Raw genomic sequence first — 19692 nt, 5'->3', positions numbered from 1 at the left:
CCAAGAATTCGGGGTGTGTTGCACACCCCAAACCATCTTTGGGGTTGTCGCTTTTGCGGCAGCTGTCAAAGACCGCAGGAGTCGCCTGACCTTCTGGTTTTGCTACTTAATATTTCCTGCGTAGATAGTGTGTGGCCCCGTTCAGTTTTCTGAATTGTCACACCGAGACTGGCTCAGCTGAGCCCAACTTAACTTGTTAGGAGTTAATCGTGGCCTTAGGACTCGAAGATAAGAAGGCGATTGTCGCCGAGGTCCAGGAAGCAGCTCAAGGTGCTCTGTCTGCCGTTGTCGCGGATTCTCGCGGCGTTACTGTAGGCGCCATGACCGCTCTGCGTAAAGAAGCGCGTGAAGCCGGTGTCTGGATGAAAATTGTCCGTAACACCTTGGCTCGTCGTGCTATCGAAGGTACCCAATACGAGTGTCTCACCGAGACGCTGGTAGGTCCTAGTCTGATTGCATTCTCTAGCGAACATCCAGGTGCGGCTGCCCGTATCTTCAAGGATTTCGCCAAGAAGAATGACAAGTTCGAGATTAAGGGTGGTGCATTCGAAGGTAACGTAGTTTCCGTTGATATGCTGGCAACACTGCCAACTTACAACGAAGCAATTGCGAAGCTGATGAGCGTCATGAAAGAAGCTGCCGCAGGCAAATTGGTTCGTACCATTGATGCTATCCGCGACCAGAAAGAACAAGAAGCTGCCTGATCCCTGGCAGATATTACCAAGATTTAACGGGCGTAATCGTCCAATTATTTCAGGAAAAGTCTCATGTCTCTGACAAAAGAAGATATCATCAACGCTATCGCTGACATGTCTGTAATGGACGTTGTAGAACTGGTTTCTGCGATGGAAGAAAAGTTCGGTGTTTCCGCCGCTGCCGCGACTGCTGCTCCTGCTGCTGCTGAAGCTGCTGCCGAAGTTCAGACTGAATTCGACGTAATTCTGTCTGCCATTGGTGACAAGAAAGTGAACGTGATCAAGGCAGTTCGCGAAATCACCGGGCTGGGTCTGAAAGAAGCCAAAGGTCTGGTTGATGGTGCTCCTTCTTCCATTAAGGAAGGTGTATCGAAGGAAGATGCAGAAGAAGCAAAAGCCAAGCTGGAAGCAGCTGGCGCTATCGTAGAAGTTAAGTAATTAATATTACTTCACTTCTGCTGTCGTGCTTTTTCTGAAGCACGACACAGGGCTGACGGGATTTTTCCGTCGGCCTTTTTCGCGTTATGGAAGGCGTGTCTAAACTGGCTTCGTGCCGGGTTCAATTGCAAGGCAAGTCCTCTAGTTTCGGGTTTGGCGACCTGATCGAGGAAACAGTCCGGGGATAACTGATGGCTTACTCATATACTGAGAAAAAACGTATCCGTAAGGATTTCGGTAAACTACCGAGTGTCATGGATGTGCCATATTTGCTGGCCATTCAAATCGACTCATACCATAAGTTCCTGCAAGAAGGGAGCAACGCTGAAGACAGGATTGATATTGGTCTTCATGCGGCCTTTAAGTCTGTTTTCCCGATTGTCAGCTATTCCGGGAATGCTGCTCTGGAGTACGTGAGCTATCGCCTGGGTACGCCGAGTTTTGACGAAAAAGAATGTATGCTGCGTGGCGTTACCTACGCTGCGCCATTACGGGTCAAAGTACGCCTGATCGTTTACGATAAGGAATCTTCGACCAAAGCAATCAAGGACATCAAGGAACAGGAAGTCTACATGGGCGAAATGCCCCTGATGACTGATAACGGAACCTTTATTGTCAACGGTACTGAGCGTGTCATCGTGTCTCAGTTACACCGTTCTCCTGGTGTGTTCTTCGACCACGACAAGGGTAAAACCCATTCATCCGGCAAGTTGCTGTATAACGCTCGCGTGATTCCTTACCGCGGCTCATGGCTGGATTTTGAGTTTGATCCGAAGGACCTGGTTTACGTACGTATTGACCGTCGTCGTAAACTGCCAGCGTCCATTTTGTTACGGGCTCTGAAGTTTACTACACAAGAAATTCTCGAAACTTTCTACGATAACGACAACTACCGTATTGTTGGTGGTGGATTGAAGCTGAAGCTGATCCCATCCCGTCTGCGTGGTGAAACCGCAGCCTTCGATATCATGGATAACGATGGCAATGTCATTGTTGAAGGCAGTCGTCGTATTACCGCTCGTCACATTCGCCAGCTGGAAAAGGCCAATGTGGAAGAGTTGGTGGTGCCAACAGAATACGTATTGGGTAAAGCGGTCGCCAAGGACGTCATTGATAGCCGTACTGGCGAAGTATTGGCTACGGCCAACGCCGAAATTACGGCGGAAATATTGGCGCAGATAGAAGCTTCCGGCATCGCCGAGTTTGAAACTATCTACACCAACGAAATTGATTGTGGTCCGTTCATCTCCGACACTCTGCGTATCGACCCGACCAGCAATCAGCTGGAAGCTCTGGTCGAGATTTACCGCATGATGCGTCCTGGCGAGCCGCCAACAAAAGAAAGTGCAGAGGCGCTGTTCGACAATTTGTTCTTCAGCGAAGAGCGTTACGACCTGTCCGCAGTGGGTCGCATGAAGTTTAACCGTCGTATCGGTCGTGAAGAAATACTCGGTTCCGGTGTGCTGGATAACAGCGACATCGTTGAAGTGCTGAGAACCCTGATCGATATTCGTAACGGTAAAGGCATTGTCGACGACATTGACCACCTGGGTAACCGTCGTATTCGTTCTGTGGGCGAGATGGCTGAAAACCAGTTCCGTGTCGGCTTGGTACGGGTAGAGCGTGCGGTGCGTGAACGTCTGTCGATGGCAGAATCTGAAGGCTTGATGCCGCAGGATCTGATCAACGCCAAGCCGGTTGCTGCGGCAGTGAAGGAATTTTTCGGTTCCTCCCAGCTGTCCCAGTTTATGGATCAGAACAACCCGCTGTCAGAAGTGACGCACAAGCGCCGTATTTCCGCCCTGGGGCCAGGTGGTCTGACCCGTGAACGTGCAGGCTTCGAGGTGCGTGACGTACACGCCACCCACTACGGTCGTGTTTGTCCTATTGAAACACCTGAAGGTCCGAACATTGGTCTGATCAACTCGCTGGCTTCCTATGCCCGTACCAACGAATACGGTTTTCTGGAAACGCCTTATCGTATCGTCAATGACGGTGTGGTAACCGACGAGATCATCTATGTGTCGGCGATTGAAGAAGCGGATTATGTTATTGCCCAGGCATCTGTGCCTGTGGATGAAAATGGCCGCTTGCAGGGTGATCTGATTTCGGTTCGTCACAAGAACGAATTCACCATCATGTCGCCCGATAACGTGACGCTGAAAGACGTATCACCTCAACAGGTAGTATCAATCGCTGCATCGCTGATTCCATTCCTGGAGCACGATGATGCTAACCGGGCCTTGATGGGTTCCAACATGCAGCGGCAGGCGGTTCCTACCTTGCGCGCTGAAAAGCCGCTGGTTGGTACCGGTATTGAGCGCGCGGTTGCGGCTGACTCTGGTGTCTGTGTGGTTGCCAGACGCGGCGGTGTGATCGATTCGGTTGACGCATCACGAGTCGTGGTCAAAGTGAATGATGACGAGACCGTGGCCGGTGAGGCCGGTGTTGATATCTATAATCTGACCAAATACACCCGTTCGAACCAGAACACCTGCATCAACCAGCGTCCGTTGGTAAAAGCGGGTGATATGGTACAGCGTGGCGATATCATGGCCGATGGTCCTTCCGTTGACCTGGGTGAGCTGGCGTTGGGGCAGAATTTCCGTATCGCCTTTATGCCATGGAATGGTTACAACTTCGAAGACTCGATCATGCTGTCTGAGCGTGTCGCTCAGGAAGATCGTCTGACGACGATTCACATTCAGGAATTGACCTGCGTTGCCCGTGACACCAAGCTGGGTGCGGAAGAAATTACTTCCGACATTCCTAACGTCGGTGAAGCGGCACTGGGCAAGCTGGATGAATCCGGTATCGTTTATATCGGTGCTGAAGTCAAAGCCGGTGATATTCTGGTAGGCAAGGTAACACCGAAAGGTGAAACCCAGCTGACGCCAGAAGAAAAGCTGCTGCGTGCGATCTTCGGTGAGAAGGCGTCTGATGTTAAAGACACCTCCCTGCGCGTTAAAACCGGTACCACGGGTACGGTTATTGACGTTCAGGTGTTTACTCGTGATGGTGTTGAAAAAGACGATCGTGCCAAATCGATTGAACGTCAGCAGCTGGATGAGATTCGCAAGGATCTGAACGAAGAGATGCGCATCGTCAAGGGCGCAACCTTCGAACGTCTGACCCGTGCGCTGACTGGCCAGGCAATTAATGTGGCTCCAGGTTTGCGCAAAGGTGACGTCCTGACAGAAGAATACTTGTCAGGTCTGACTGTGGATGACTGGTTCCGCATCATTCCCCAGGATGAAGAGCTGGCTGCTACGCTGGAAAAAGCCGAGCAGTCTCTGGCTGAGCGTCGACAGCAACTGGATGACAAGTTCGAAGACAAGAAACGCAAGCTACAAACTGGCGACGATCTGGCTCCGGGTGTACTGAAAATCGTCAAGGTCTATCTGGCGATCAAACGTAAGATCCAGCCGGGTGACAAGATGGCGGGTCGCCACGGTAACAAGGGTGTTATTTCAACCATCAAGCCGATTGAAGATATGCCCTACGATGCCAACGGTGTGACCGTTGATATCTGTCTGAACCCATTGGGTGTGCCGTCGCGAATGAACGTCGGTCAGATCATGGAAATCCACCTTGGTATGGCTGCCAAGGGACTGGGTGACAAGATCGACCGGATGCTGCGCGAGCAGCGTGAAGTGTTGAAATTGCGTGAATTGCTGGATGAAATTTACAATGCGGGCGACGGTCGTATTGAAGACCTCGACAGCTACAGCGATGCCGAGATTCTTGAACTGGCCAATAACTTGCGTGGTGGTGTGCCGATGGCGACCCCTGCATTTGACGGCGCCAAAGAATCTGAAATCAAGCGTATGCTGGAGTTGGCTGGTATACCGGAGTCTGGTCAGGTGACCTTGTATGATGGCCGTACCGGCGAAGCATTTGATCGCCAGGTGACGGTTGGCTACATGTACATGCTGAAACTGAACCACCTGGTTGATGACAAGATGCACGCGCGTTCTACCGGCTCCTACAGTCTGGTTACCCAACAGCCGTTGGGTGGTAAGGCTCAGTTTGGTGGTCAGCGCTTTGGTGAGATGGAAGTGTGGGCACTGGAAGCATACGGTGCTGCTTATACCCTGCAGGAAATGCTTACCGTCAAGTCCGATGACGTGGCAGGCCGTACCAAGATGTACAAGAACATCGTGGATGGCGACCACCGGATGGAAGCAGGTATGCCGGAGTCCTTTAACGTACTGGTTAAAGAGATCCGTTCCCTGGGTATCGACATCGAACTGGAAAACGAATAATCGGTCTAGCAGCGCGCTCTGTAACCCCAGTCTGAAAAGGCTGGCGGTTATGGAGCACTCGCTCACGCCAAGTGGAGCACACTTTATATGAAAGACTTAGTCAATTTTCTGCGTAGCCAGAACAATGCTGACGAGTTCGATGCCATTCGAATTGGCCTTGCCTCGCCAGACATGATCCGCTCCTGGTCCTTCGGTGAAGTCAAAAAGCCGGAGACCATCAACTACCGTACCTTCAAGCCAGAGCGTGATGGCCTGTTCTGTGCCCGTATCTTTGGCCCGATCAAAGATTTCGAGTGCCTGTGCGGTAAGTACAAGCGTCTGAAGCACCGTGGTGTGATCTGTGAAAAGTGTGGCGTAGAAGTCACACAGGCCAAGGTGCGTCGTGAACGCATGGGCCACATCGAGCTGGCTTCTCCGGTTGCACACATCTGGTTCCTGAAGTCACTGCCTTCCCGCATCGGTCTGATGCTGGATATGACGCTGCGTGATATCGAACGGATTCTGTATTACGAATCCTTTGTTGTTACCGAGCCAGGTATGACCACGCTGGATCTGGGTCAGCTGCTGAACGATGAGCAGTATTACGAAGCCATCGAAGAATTTGGTGATGAATTTGAAGCCAAGATGGGTGCTGAAGCAATTCAGGCACTGTTGGGTCATATTGACCTGCCTGAAGAAGTTCAGCGTCTGCGCGAAGAAATTCCGGCGACTAACTCGGAAACCAAGATCAAGAAGCTGTCCAAACGTCTGAAGATTCTTGAGGCCTTCCACTTCTCCGGTAACGATCCGAAGTGGATGATCATGTCGGTGCTGCCAGTACTGCCACCGGATCTGCGTCCATTGGTACCGCTGGATGGTGGCCGTTTTGCCACCTCCGACCTGAACGATCTGTATCGTCGCGTTATTAACCGTAACAACCGTCTCAAGCGCCTGCTGGAGCTGAATGCTCCTGACATCATTGTGCGCAACGAAAAGCGCATGTTGCAGGAAGCGGTGGATGCGTTGCTGGATAACGGCCGTCGTGGTCGTGCGATTACCGGCTCCAACAAGCGTCCGCTGAAGTCCCTGGCCGATATGATCAAGGGTAAGCAGGGGCGTTTCCGTCAGAACCTGCTGGGCAAACGGGTTGATTATTCCGGTCGTTCGGTGATTACCGTGGGTCCGCAGCTGCGTCTGCACCAGTGTGGTCTGCCGAAGAAAATGGCGCTGGAACTGTTCAAGCCGTTTATCTTCTCCAAACTGGAACACCGTGGTTTGGCAACAACCATTAAAGCTGCCAAGAAAATGGTTGAGCGCGAAACACCGGAAGTGTGGGATATCCTCGCTGACGTGATTCGTGAACACCCGGTGATGCTGAACCGTGCACCAACCCTGCACCGTTTGGGCATCCAGGCGTTCGAACCACAGCTGATTGAAGGCAAGGCGATTCAGTTGCACCCGTTGGTGTGTGCCGCGTACAACGCTGACTTCGACGGTGACCAGATGGCCGTTCACGTGCCGCTGACCATTGAAGCCCAGCTCGAAGCCCGCGCTCTGATGATGGCGACCAACAACGTATTGTCGCCAGCCAACGGTGAGCCAATCATTGTACCGTCTCAGGACGTGGTACTGGGCTTGTACTGGATGACCCGTGATCGTATCAACGCCAAGGGCGAAGGTATGGTGTTGGCCGATCTGGACGAAGTGACCCGTGCCTATCAAAGTGGTGCCGCTCACCTGCAGGCTCGCGTCAAGGTGCGTATCACCGAAACCGTGATCGATGAAGATGGTTTCAGCGAAACCAATACCAAGGTGGTTGATACCACTATTGGTCGTGCTTTGCTGTTCCGTATCGTGCCAAAAGGCTTGGCGTTTGAGCTGGTTAACCAGCCGATGAAGAAAAAGGCGATTTCCCGTCTGATTAACACGGCTTACCGTCGTGTTGGTTTGAAAGATACCGTTATCTTTGCCGACCAGGTGATGTATACCGGTTTCGAATACGCCACCCGTTCCGGTTCCTCAATTGGTGTTAACGATTTCGAAATTCCGGCTGCCAAGGCCGAAATTGTTGCCAACGCCGATGCGGAAGTAAAAGAGATCGAAAGCCAGTTCGCCTCCGGTCTGGTAACTCACGGCGAAAAATACAACAAGGTTATCGACATCTGGTCCCGCGCCAACGAACTGGTGGCCAAGGCGATGATGGAAAACCTGGGTACAGAAAAGGTCATTGACCGCGACGGTAACGAAGTGGATCAGGAATCTTTCAACTCGGTTTACATGATGGCCGACTCCGGTGCTCGTGGTAGCCCGGCACAGATTCGTCAGTTGGCGGGTATGCGTGGTCTGATGGCCAAGCCAGACGGTTCTATCATTGAAACGCCAATTGTGGCGAACTTCCGTGAAGGTCTGAACGTACTGCAGTACTTTACCTCGACGCACGGTGCTCGTAAGGGTCTGGCCGATACGGCATTGAAGACCGCCAACTCCGGTTACCTGACACGTCGTCTGGTTGACGTGGCGCAGGATCTGGTCGTCACCGAGCAGGATTGTGGCACCAAAGAAGGCCTGATCATGACGCCGCTGATTGAAGGTGGCGACGTGGTTGTGGCATTGGGTGACCGTATTCTGGGTCGTGTCATTGCCGAAGATGTTTACAAGCCGAATCAGCCAGGCGAGCTGGTTATTCCAGCGGGTACTCTGGTTGATGAAAAATGGGTTAAAACCATTGAGGCCGAAGGTATCGACGAAGTGTTGGTGCGTTCTGCCATTACCTGTGAGTCTCGCTCCGGTATCTGTTCCAAGTGTTACGGTCGTGACCTTGGTCGTGGTCATCAGGTGAATGTCGGTGAAGCGGTGGGTGTTATCGCGGCTCAATCGATTGGTGAGCCTGGTACCCAGTTGACCATGCGTACCTTCCACATTGGTGGTGCGGCATCGCGTTCCTCTGCGGCGGACAGTGTCCAGGTCAAGAACAAGGGTACCTTGCGGCTGCATAACCTCAAGACGGTTGCGCGTGAGAACGGTGATCTGGTGGCCGTATCCCGCTCTGGCTCGATTGCCATTGCCGATGTGAACGGTCGTGAGCGTGAGCTTTACAAACTGCCTTATGGTGCGGTAATCAGCTCAAAAGATGGTGCTGAAGTCGAAGCCGGGCAGAAAGTTGCCAGCTGGGATCCTCACACTCACCCGATCGTGACGGAAGTGACGGGGCGGATTGAATTCGTTGGTATGGATGAAGGCATTACCATCAATCGTCAGACCGACGAATTGACGGGCTTGTCCAATATCGAAGTGATTGATCCGAAAGATCGTCCGGCAGCGGGTAAAGATATCCGTCCAATGGTGAAACTGGTGGATACCACGTCAGGTAACGATATTTTCCTGCCTGGCACGAATGTTCCTGCCCAGTACATGCTGCCGCCTAATGCGCTGGTTAACCATGAAAATGGTACCGTGGTTGCTGTTGGTGACATTATTGCCCGTATTCCTCAGGAAACATCGGGTAACAAGGACATCACCGGTGGTCTGCCACGGGTTGCTGACTTGTTTGAAGCACGTAAGCCGAAAGAGCCTGCGATTCTGGCGGAAATCTCCGGTACCGTCAGCTTCGGTAAGGAAACCAAAGGCAAGAAGCGTCTGGTGATTACACCGAAAGATGGTGGTGAGCCGTATGAAGAGCTGATTCACAAATGGCGTCACCTGAACGTATTCGAAGGTGAAAACGTCGAAAAGGGTGAGATCGTTTCTGATGGCCCGTTAAATCCGCATGATATCCTGCGCCTCAAAAGCGTTGGCGATCTGGCCATGTACATCACCAACGAAGTGCAGGAAGTGTATCGCCTGCAAGGCGTTGGTATCGACGACAAGCACATTGAAGTGATTGTGCGTCAGATGCTGCGTAAGGTTCTGATCCATGATGCCAACGATACGACGTTTATTCCGGGTGATCAGGTAGAGTTTTCTTCCTTCCTCGAAGAAAACGAACGCATCGATACATCCGGTAAGATCCCGGCCAAGGGTGAGCGTGTGCTGCTGGGTATTACCAAAGCGTCGCTGGCGACGGAATCCTTTATCTCTGCGGCTTCCTTCCAGGAAACCACACGAGTGCTGACTGAAGGGGCTGTTACCGGCAAGGTGGATAGTCTGCGCGGTCTGAAGGAAAACGTGGTGGTGGGTCGTCTGATCCCGGCAGGTACCGGTCTGGCGTATCACGCCGAGCGCAAGCGTAAGCGCACCGTTCGTGATAACGAACGTCAGCGTTCAATGCCTGAAGTTCTGAGTGTGTCCGCAGAAGACATGGAAGCCAAGTTGAGCGAAGCGTTCAGTGACAAATAAGTCACCAGAGTGCTGAACTGTTTGAAAAAGAGCCCCTCGGGGTTCTTTTTTTTGCGTTGGGTTTTCTACAACCAATTTGCCCAGCTGGCCACGGCTGCTTTTCGGCATACCTTCCTGGTGGATTCGTTCTGGGTTCTGCCAAGCCAACTGCTTCAATTGTTAAAAATCGCACAGAAAAAGTTAATAAATGTAAATACAGTACCGCCTTCACGGAACTTTCTCTCATAACTTTACATTTAGGCTTGCAGGGATGCGTCTGATTAATCGTTTTTACTGGGTGTTTTTCATCGTCTTGCTGACAGGCTGTATGTCAGAGGATGACAAGTCTTCCAGTGTATTGTTGCTGAACATCACTTCAGGTGCCTCTGCGGCCGACCTGTCACTGGTTGATATCAGTCCGCAGGGTGAGGTATGTGAAGACCCGGCCGGGCTCTGTTATCGCTATGACAAGGGCGACAGGGTGGTACTGACCGCACAGCCAACCGAACGCCTTGTATTTGTGCGTTGGGAAGGCAGCGACGGCTGTGGCACCGCGCCGCAATGTCGTCTGGTGATGTCGCAAGACCGTCAGCTGACAGCGGTGTTGGAAGCCGCCGAAGTGACCGACCGCGACGGTGATGGTGTCGATGATATTGACGACGCCTTTCCGGATGATCCTGCCGAGAGTTCCGACCTCGATGGCGACGGCATTGGTGACAACAGTGATCCTGATGTTGACGGTGACGGTGTCGGCAACAACGACGACGCATTTCCTTTCGATGGCACTGAAACTTCCGATCTGGATGGCGACGGTACGGGTGACAATGCCGATCCTGACCGTGACGGCGATGGCGTCGACAACCAGTTAGATGCCTTCCCAGCAGATCCGTCAGAAAGCGCCGACCTCGACGGTGATGGTACGGGCGATAACGCCGACACTGACCGCGATGGTGATGGTTACAGTAACGATTCCGAAATTGCTGCGGGCAGCAGCCCCAATGATGCTGGCTCGGTGCCGTCCGACCTTGATGGCGATTTTATTCCTGACAACCAGGATGCCGACCGTGATGGTGACGGCGTGGCCAACGACGACGACCGCTTTCCGGATGATGGCTCCGAAAGTGCGGATCTCGACGGCGACGGCATCGGCGACAACACCGACCGCGACCGCGACGGCGATGGTTACAGCAATGCTTCCGAAACCACGTCAGGCAGCAATCCGAACGATGCCGAATCGGTACCGGCCGACCTCGACGGCGACTTTATTCCGGACGACCAAGACGAAGACCGTGACGGCGACGGGGTGCTGAACGACGTCGACTTGTTCCCCAATGATCCGGCCGAAAGCAGCGACCTTGACGGCGATGGTGTTGGTGACAACGGCGACCCTGATCGTGACGGCGATGGTTTTACCAATACGGCAGAAGTGACTTCAGGCACCAATCCGAACGATGCCGGCTCTGTACCTGCCGACCTTGACAGCGACTTTATTCCGGACGACCAGGATGAGGATCGCGATGGCGACGGTGTGCTTAATGAGCTCGATGCGTTCCCGGATGATGGCGCTGAAACACGCGATACCGACGGTGATGGCATGGGCGATAACGCCGACCCGGATGCCGACAACGATGGCTACAACGATGACGTTGAATTGGCCGAAGGCAGCGATCCGCTGCTGGACAGCTCGGTGCCAGCGGATATGGACGGTGACTTTATTCCGGACTCCAGCGACGAAGACATCGATGGTGACGGTTACAGCAATGACGTTGAAGCCCAGCTGGGGACATCGATCACCAATGTCTACGATATCCCTGCCGATCTCGATGGCGACTTTATTCCCGATCAGCTCGATGACGATCGTGATGGCGACGGCGTACTGAACGACAACGATGCCCTGCCGGATGACGGCAATGAAACTGCCGACCTGGACGGCGACGGTATTGGTGACAACAGCGACACCGATATTGACGGCGATGGCTTTGAAAACGCAGTAGAGCAACAGCTTGGAACCGACCCGCGCGACTCAGACAGTGTGCCTGCCGACCTCGATGGCGACCTGATTGCAGATGCGCTGGATTCTGACCGCGATGGCGATGGTGTTGCCAACAACGAAGACGATTACCCGGATGACGCCTCTCGCTACCTGGTGGAAGTGGTGGTGATGATCGACACACCGGTCAGCGGCTATTTAACCCGTGACACCCAGGTGCTGGTCACCGGCCGTGTGGTTGGCCCTGTCGATTCAGTGCGGGTCGAAGACGTTGATGCCACCCTGTCCGGCAATACCTTTACTGCGGAAGTGCTATTGGTGGAAGGCACTAACAAGCTCACCGCCGTGGGGCAGTTCAGCAGTGTGACCGGCGTGCGGGCAACCACCGCTACCCGCAATGTCATTCTTGATACCACTGCCCCCAATATCATTGTTTCCAGTCTCTCGGACGGCATGGTGACCACCGAGTCCAGCATTACCGTGGCAGGCAGTCTCGATGACTTGCGCTCCAATCTCAGTGGTGTGATTGAGCCGGTCGTGACCGTCAATGGCATTACTGTACCGGTGGTAGACCGTACTTTTGAGCTGCCATCCTACAACCTGCGCCCGGGCTCCAACGTGCTGACGATTCAGGCCACCGACGCCATGGGTAACTCCCGCCAGCTGACCCGTACCGTGGTGTATCTGAAGGATGCCGGTCAACGCATACTGGAGTTGTCGGGTAACAACCAGAGCGCTCAGGTAGAGGGCACACTTGGCGATCCGTTGACCGTGAAACTGGTGGACCGCAACAACCTGCCGATCAGCGACCGTGCGGTGACTTTCCGGGTAACCGAAGGTGACGGCGAGTTGCAGTCCGGTGCCCGTAGCGGACGGGACTTGCTGGTGCTGACCAACGAGCTTGGCATTGCCAATATCGAATTTACCCTGGGCAAGCGCTCCGGGGCAGGCAAGCACCAGGTTACTACCAGTGCCATTGGCTTCCCTGGCGTGGTGGTCTTTTCAGCCTCAGCCCAGGCCGCTTCTCCGGCCAGCATCAACGTTGCTCGCGGTAGCCAGCAAACCGGCATGATGGGCGCGGTGTTGCCTGAGCCGTTGATCGCCAAGGTGACGGATACCAATGGCAATGCCCTGGCTGGGGTCGATGTGGTGTTCCGGGTGGTGAAAGGCTCTGGTCAGGTGTACGCCGAGGACGCCGCTGCAGCTAACGAGGTGACGGTATCGACCGACCTTGATGGCAATGCCAGTGTCGATTTTGTGCTGGGTGCCACCCTTGCAGAGCTGGGGACCGCCAGCCAGATTGTGGTTGCCGAGGTCTACGGTCGTTCGGAACTGAAAACCGACTTTGTCGCTAATAACCTGCGTCCGGGCAACGTCCAGGACACGCTTATCACGGGGCTGGTGCTGGATAACAGCAACCTGCCGCTGCAAGGTGTGGAAGTCAAAATCAAAGGCAACGCCTTCAGTACCCGTACCGAAGTCACGGATGCCCAGGGCAAGCTCCGCTTCACCAATGCGCCGGTTGGCACTGTGCATCTGGTGCTGGACGGCAGTACCACCAGTCGGGATGGCGAGTGGCCACACCTGATGTTCGAAATGGTGACGATCAGTGGCCAGAACAACACCGTTGGCATGCCGATCTACTTCCCGAAAGTGGACTACGACGGCGGCAAGATTGCTGGCAATGACGAAGAAGTGGTGATTCCGATGCGTGGGGTGGCGGGTGCCCAGGTCATTATTCCGGCCAACTCGATGACCTTCCCTGACGGCCGTAAGTCTGGCCGCGTGATGTTCACCCAGGTGCAGACCGACAAGGTTCCCATGCCTGCACCAAACGGCAGTGTGTTTGACGTTGCCTGGACCTTGCAGCCTGCCGGTATTGAATTTGATCCGCCAGCACGGGTTTCCTTGCCAAACACCTTCAACGGTGCGCCGGGTGAAGAGCTGGAAATGTTCTCGTTCGACCACGACCTGATGGAATGGGTCAGCATCGGACCAGGGGTGGTGTCTGACGACGGTGCCACTATTACCTCCCGCGAAGGCCATGGTATTCGTCATTCCGGTTGGGGTGGTGTACCGCCTGAGCCGGAAGATACCTGCAACATTTCCTGCGACAGCGACGATGAGTGTGTTGCCCGCTCGAAGAATCCGGATTCCTGCAGTTGTGACTCTGAACGGCTCGACGACAAGGTCAAGTCAGAACAGGACAACAAGGACTGCAAGACCCTGAAATGTACCGGTTGGGACCCGGCGGATGAAACACCGGATGACAGCACCACCGATGGGGACTGTAAAACCACCCGGTGTGTTGCTGGTTCACCCTCGGCAGAAGCAGACGACAGCGATATTCCCGACCCGAGCAAACGTGATGACAACAAGTGCAAAACCTGCAGTGAAGGGGAAGTGGTACCGGCCAATGAAGAAACATCCTGCTCGGATGATCCTGAGAAAGCCTGCTTTGTCTGTATCGACGGCACCTGTAAGCGGCCAGACTGTGGCGCCAGTAATGAGAAAAAAACTCGCGCATTGGGAGGTAGCAACGATATTTCGACGAGCTTCGATGAAGCTATTTCTGCTTGGTCTAGAAGTCCTTATATCAATATTTCGCAGCTGAGTTGGGAAAACAAAGGCTCTATTGAGACGGGTGAAGAGTGTTGCAATTGCGACGAAGGGCCAGAGCCCAAGGCTTATGAAAAGTTGTCCCTCAATAGCTCCGTATCGATCAAGGCAACCGCTGCACTTCCCGGGTTCGGATTGGCAATGCAGTTTCCAGCTAAGCATGTTGGATTAGGCGTTTGGGCAAGTGCAACGTTGGAAGTGGGAGCTGTCGCAAGGGGGAGTGCCAGTTTGGCCGCTTCTGTTGAACATAAAAATACAGAGTGCAATACCGATGAGCCTTGCTCCGAATTCTCGGCAGGGGGCGAACTCACATTGTTTGGTGGTGCTACCTTTACCGCTGAAGGAAAGATAGAGAGCTGCGGGTTCTCCGACCCTGACGATGGGGACTGCAATGATTTGCTTGCATTGGGCGCTGCTACCGACGTCGGCATTGAAGCGAAAGGTGGCTTACGCGCTCTCGGCTATATTGGTGAAAACTGCCCGAGTGGATGTGCCGGATTCTATCTGGAAGAAACCAAGGCTGTTGCGAGGCTCGAATTGAAATTTGTCGCTGGCGGCGTTTATGAGGGCAGCTATCAAATTGAATCTACCCAAACCATCTTTGAAAAAAACAGTTACGGGTCGTGTGATTAATGATGACATTTGATTCCACCGAAGGGGTGTTGACCATCAACACTCGCAATGCAGAGGGGGCTCGCCAGTTTGGCAAGATATTACTGGCCATTGCTTCTGTGTGTCTGTTCGCCGCTTTTTTTGAGCCTGTGGTGCACTGGGCTTTGGGCTTGTTTATATTTTTTTTATTCGCACTTGGTGCGGCGATGATCACTTATCAACAGCAGGTCGTGATTACCTCTGAAAAGCTGGTGGATAGACGATATCAGTGGTTTCGGCACAAGGAAAAGGTGTTGGAATTTTCTGATGTTGATCGGATATGTATTGGGTTTGATATTGCCCGAGGTACAGCCCCAACGATCAAATCGAAATATTTTATATTTCCGATCTTGGTCATTAAAAAATCAGCTTTTAGTAGGCATGGTGAGGAATTTAATCTGCTGGGGATACTTACCTATAAAAACTTTAATACCAGGCCGGAATTCTACGACTTTATGGTTGTTCTCTCAGAGTTAACTGGGCTTGATGTTTTCGCAGAGAAAAATTGTCCGCCCGAAATAATAGAGCGGTTTGGCAAGGATCGGTGGCGTTGATATGAGTGGCAATTTAGTTGGCAAGCAGTGTTTGATACTCTTGGGTATTTGCAAAGCATTCATGGTATCGGGGTCTATGTACTAATGATTAATATCAACCGGACTCTGGGGGTGATTGATATCGACTCACCATTAGCAAAAATTTTTCGCTCTTTGGGGAAAGGAGCACTCTGGATTGGTGTTTTGGCACTGGTGTTTCTGACGATTGGTCCAGGGTTGAGGTGGCAGGCCATTGTAGTGGTGTCAGTACTGTTTTTCATCCCGGGTTGGTTACTGCTGCGATACAAGCTTCATGTTCTGATTACCAAAGAAAAGCTGCTGGAAAGGAAAATCCGCTTTTCAAAAGAAAAACGAATCGAAATCCGTTTTGACGATGTGAACAGAATTTGCCTGATGTTCAGAATCGCAACTGCCTCCAGTGCGGGAAACCGGAGCTCGTTTATGGTTTACCCGATGCTGGTACTAAATAGTCAGGGTATTGCTCGTTATGGCGACGATTACTATTCGTTGCTGGGCAATTTCAGTTTGGACGAATTTGCCAACCGCAAGGAATTTTTTTGATGCGCTGGACGATTTTTCAGAAATCACCGGGTTACAAGTAACCGCAAGTAAACACTGCCCGCCAGAAGTACTTGAACGATTTGAAAAAGATAAATGGAGGTAATATGGCTGTTTTAATAACCACGGTAATCCGGCGGGTGCTGCGCTGGGCGATGGCAATTTCCTCTGTGTCTTTGGCATGTCAGGCGACGGCGGCAAACGTACCACTGGTTCACAACTGTTTGGCGTTTGATGGTCAGAATTGCAGCGTTTCTGTATCGGTTCGTAAAAAGTCGGTGTCAATGTGGCTTGACCAACCGGATGCCAGTGTTCCCGAAGCTGTAACATCTGTATTGAAAGAGTATTACGCCGCTGCCCGCAATAATGATACCGCTAAAATTGCCGATACCTTTTCGGTCGCGGATAAAAGCCGCTCGAAGATCCTGGAGGAAATGCGTAAAAACCCTGGCAAGTACGCGCGCTTCTATCAGGTCAAGGCCGTCAAGCTCAATATGCTGGCGAGCATTGGTCTCTATTACCTGGTTGGCGTCGAATGGTACGGTGAGGGCAGCAAGCGTTTGGCTGGCTGGTCAGAGCTGGTGCATTGTGCCGATGACTGTAAAATGAGTGCGCAGATGATGTCTGCCTCTGACCCACTGATTAATTTCGCAAATGTGGTGGTGTATCCGGGTGAATCCATTCAACAACCTGTCGGTGGCCATGTTATCGAATACCCGCAGTCTTCGGATCGTTCGGGTATTTTTGGCTATCAGGCCAGCGGTAATAACGCGCAATTAAAAGCGAAGTTCGCTGCGGTCAAAGAGTTGCGTCAGGCATTCCTGGATAATCAGGATATCATCGCCAACGCTGGTGATGACATTGTGGCAAAAATCGTTGCCACCATGTCTCCCTATTGGAATAACCCAAACTCCACCGACGTTACCTACTTGCCTCGGCCAAACTCGACCGGGATGCACGCGCTGAATGTTATTTCCTTGAATGCCGTTCTGGCCAATGTTCAGGAGATATCTCCTTTGCTTCTGATTCAAGGCAATTATGTCGATTTCGTATTTTTCAAAATGAAATTCTCGGATACCGACCAACGACTGGCCTTTCTTGCCGTTGGCGATAACGGAAAAATCGTACCGCAAATCCAGTTGGAACGGACGGATGGGGTCATTGCCCAGGCATTTCAAACCAGTGTTGTGTATCGGGATATACAGCAGCGTTTGATGCCGTGAGCTAGCTCGTAAGGGTTGTTGAATACGCTATGTCAGGGTTTATGGCGGGGTGAATGCTGCACCCCGGAGGAATAGTTATGACTGTGAATCGAATATCAAAAGGTGTTTCGGTGGGTTTTGTTCGAAATATAACAGGGCTGTTATTTGCAGCCCTGATAGCGTCGGTATGCCATGCCGATTATCAGATTGATGGTATGACGGTGAATTACACCGCCAATACCGATGGCCAATACCTGATCGACAGCAAGTCCGAAAGCAGCCGGGATCTTGCCGAGGGCGAATCCATCCAGTTTGCAATCAACCAGTCGTTTTCGGTGCGTGGTGAAACCTTCAAGGAATCTTTCACACCGGCCGCTCAGGTAGCCAATCTGAACCGCTTGCCGGGCTTCAGTCTGCCTCCTTCGGTGCATGCCCAAACCCTGTTTTACCAGTATTTCAATGGTGCTGTTGGCGTTCCTGTATGTCGTGCACTGGTCGTTGATCCGGGCCTGGCTCCGGCGTCGGCCGTACCGGCAACCATGAAACGTTTGCTCAAATCCCTGCAAGCCAATTCGGTTGAGTATCAGCTGGCGACCGGCCATCTGGTGATCGACTGTCAATCCCGATAATGGATACCGCCATGAAGCTGATTTCCCTCACCCTGACCGCTGTACTGGCGTTGCTGCTGGCCGGTTGCCAAGACCAGCACAAGGCAGCAGACGTTGCTCCGGCCGCTGTCGCTGATTCGGCAAAAGACGCCCATCTGGAGCAGATCAATCAGCAGTTGCAACAGCTGACTGCCGAAGTCGTGCGACTGCAACAGCAGGTGGCCGCGATACCAGCCGCCGCCGCTGCTCCGCAGGCCCAGCAACCGCGCCGTCTGGCGCTGGGACTGAGCGACACCCGCCAGCGTCTGGGCAGTGACGATGTCGAGTACGCCATTGTTGAGTTTATGGACTACCAGTGCCCTTACTGCGTGCGTCACTCCAGCCAGACACTGCCAACGTTGAAGCGCAAATACATTGACAGCGGGCTGGTGCAGTACGTGGTCAAGGATTTCCCACTGGAATTTCATGCCCAGGCTGAGAATGCCGCCATCGCTGCCCGTTGCGCAGCAGAACAGGGCCAGTTTGAAGCCATGCATAACGCGCTGCTGGAAAACACCCGCAGCCTGTCGTCCTCCATTTATGACGGACTTGCCGCCGGGATCGGCTTGCAGGCCGACGCCTTTGAAAGCTGCTTCAACGAGCCGTCACAGCTGACGGATCTGCGCAAGGATGTTTCCGAAGCGGTGCGGCTGGGGGTTTCTGGCACACCTCGCTTTCTGATCGGACGGGTTGATGGTGATGATCTGGTCGATTTTGTTTCCGTTTCCGGTGCCCAGTCGCTGGCACGCTTCGACGAAGCCTTGCAGCAAGTGTTTAACCAGGGGGCCTGATCACGATGAAACGTGTGTTCGGTATTGCTGCCGTGCTGGTTGCCCTGGCTGCGCTTGTGGTGTTGCTGCGCTGCATCGGGCTGGCACAGCCGTTATCGGATCGCTGGCAGTGGCACGATGGCGAGCTGTCTGCGGGGCAGCTGGCGTCAGTCATTGGCGAGCTGCAACAACAGTCTCTGCCTGCGGAAGTGTTCGACAGCGAAGACCTGTCGGGCTGGCTGGCCGGGCGATTGGCTGAGGTGGATATCAACGGCCAGGCCGACGACAGCGCCATTGCGGAGACGCGGTTGATCCAGTACGCCGAACTGCTGGCTGCGGTACATGGCGTTGGCAATTGGCGCGACATTCCGGGCTGGTATCAGCACACCTATTTGGCCGCTGACGCCATGGCGAACGACTACCTGAACCTCTGCCGCTTGTGGTTCAAGCGTGGTGCTGCCTTGCAATGGCAGCTGACAGCACTTGAAGAACAGCTGCTGGCGGCGCTGGTCAGCGCCAGCACCACAGCCCCTGCCGCCTGTCAGTCAGAGCAGGATCTGCTGGCCATGTATCGCGGCGTACAACAGCAACAGAACGGCATTGGCTGGTTGGCTCCGGCGGCACTGCGACAGCTGTGGATACGGCAATTGCACGGCCGATATAGCGGCGAAGCGCCGTTGCAACAGCGACTGTCGACGGTATCGGATCTGATACGGATGCTGGCTGCGGGCCGCAGTGACGAGCAAATCGCCAGTGCCCGGGCGTTGGCTTTGCTGACTCCAGCAGAAGCCTTGCCTGCGTTGCGGTTCCAGCTGCTGATCCAGTCTGCGGAACCCTTGCAGCTGGCCATTGTGTCGGCCTTGTCCGGTTATGGATCGGCGCTTCGCCCGTATCTGCCGCAGCTCAAATTGCTGCAACGTCAAACTCCATCCGACGCGCTCAAGTCGGGTATTCAGCACCTTATTCAGAAAACCAATGGACACTAGTTTCGCCATCGCTCAGGAAGAGGT

11 protein-coding genes are annotated in these 19692 nt (G+C 53.3%); all 11 read left to right on the top strand.

The annotated features are described in order from the left end of the window. Positions 1 to 209 precede the first annotated feature (209 nt). The 11 genes from rplJ to SOJ49_RS16635 all read left to right on the top strand — a co-directional run bounded on the left by rplJ (position 210) and on the right by SOJ49_RS16635 (position 19668). Entirely contained in the window at positions 210 to 704 is a 495-nt protein-coding gene (gene rplJ / locus SOJ49_RS16685; protein WP_369855620.1) for a 50S ribosomal protein L10, read from the top strand. Positions 705 to 767: 63 nt separating this feature from the next. After that, positions 768 to 1133: a 50S ribosomal protein L7/L12 gene (gene rplL, locus SOJ49_RS16680; RefSeq protein ID WP_369855619.1), complete on the top strand. Its 366-nt coding sequence runs from the start codon at positions 768 to 770 to the stop codon at positions 1131 to 1133. Positions 1134 to 1324: 191 nt separating this feature from the next. Further along, positions 1325 to 5398: a DNA-directed RNA polymerase subunit beta gene (rpoB, locus tag SOJ49_RS16675; RefSeq protein ID WP_369855618.1), complete on the top strand. Its 4074-nt coding sequence runs from the start codon at positions 1325 to 1327 to the stop codon at positions 5396 to 5398. A gap of 87 nt (positions 5399 to 5485) precedes the next feature. Beyond that, entirely contained in the window at positions 5486 to 9712 is a 4227-nt protein-coding gene (gene rpoC, locus SOJ49_RS16670; protein ID WP_369855617.1) for a DNA-directed RNA polymerase subunit beta', read from the top strand. A 250-nt stretch (positions 9713 to 9962) separates the two neighbouring features. Then, positions 9963 to 14933, top strand: coding sequence for a hypothetical protein (locus tag SOJ49_RS16665; RefSeq protein ID WP_369855616.1), 4971 nt, complete (start codon positions 9963 to 9965; stop codon positions 14931 to 14933). Then, complete coding sequence (locus SOJ49_RS16660) at positions 14933 to 15505, top strand: hypothetical protein (protein ID WP_369855615.1); 573 nt, start codon at positions 14933 to 14935, stop codon at positions 15503 to 15505. Before SOJ49_RS16665 ends, SOJ49_RS16660 begins: the two co-directional genes overlap by 1 nt. An 84-nt stretch (positions 15506 to 15589) precedes the next feature. Further along, positions 15590 to 16066 (top strand): hypothetical protein, encoded by a 477-nt coding sequence (locus tag SOJ49_RS16655; protein WP_369855614.1) that lies wholly within the window; start codon positions 15590 to 15592, stop codon positions 16064 to 16066. Positions 16067 to 16170: 104 nt separating this feature from the next. Beyond that, positions 16171 to 17286 carry a hypothetical protein gene (locus SOJ49_RS16650; protein ID WP_369855613.1) on the top strand — a complete coding sequence of 372 codons (1116 nt, stop codon included), beginning with the start codon at positions 16171 to 16173 and terminating at the stop codon, positions 17284 to 17286. Between the two features lie 77 nt (positions 17287 to 17363). Beyond that, on the top strand, positions 17364 to 17894 hold the full coding sequence (locus tag SOJ49_RS16645) for a hypothetical protein (protein ID WP_369855612.1): 531 nt from the start codon (positions 17364 to 17366) through the stop codon (positions 17892 to 17894). 11 nt (positions 17895 to 17905) lie between these two features. Next, a complete protein-coding gene (locus tag SOJ49_RS16640) occupies positions 17906 to 18703 on the top strand; it encodes a DsbA family protein (protein ID WP_369855611.1) in 798 nt (265 codons plus the stop codon). A gap of 5 nt (positions 18704 to 18708) precedes the next feature. Next, on the top strand, positions 18709 to 19668 hold the full coding sequence (locus SOJ49_RS16635; RefSeq protein WP_369855610.1) for a hypothetical protein: 960 nt from the start codon (positions 18709 to 18711) through the stop codon (positions 19666 to 19668). Positions 19669 to 19692: the final 24 nt, after the last annotated feature.

The sequence above is a fragment of the Candidatus Thalassolituus haligoni genome (genome assembly GCF_041222825.1).
GTDB classification, from domain to species: Bacteria; Pseudomonadota; Gammaproteobacteria; order Pseudomonadales; family Oceanobacteraceae; genus Oceanobacter; species Oceanobacter antarcticus.
The sequence above is the reverse complement of the archived record's forward strand: the minus strand, read 5'-3'. Positions and strand labels throughout refer to the sequence as shown.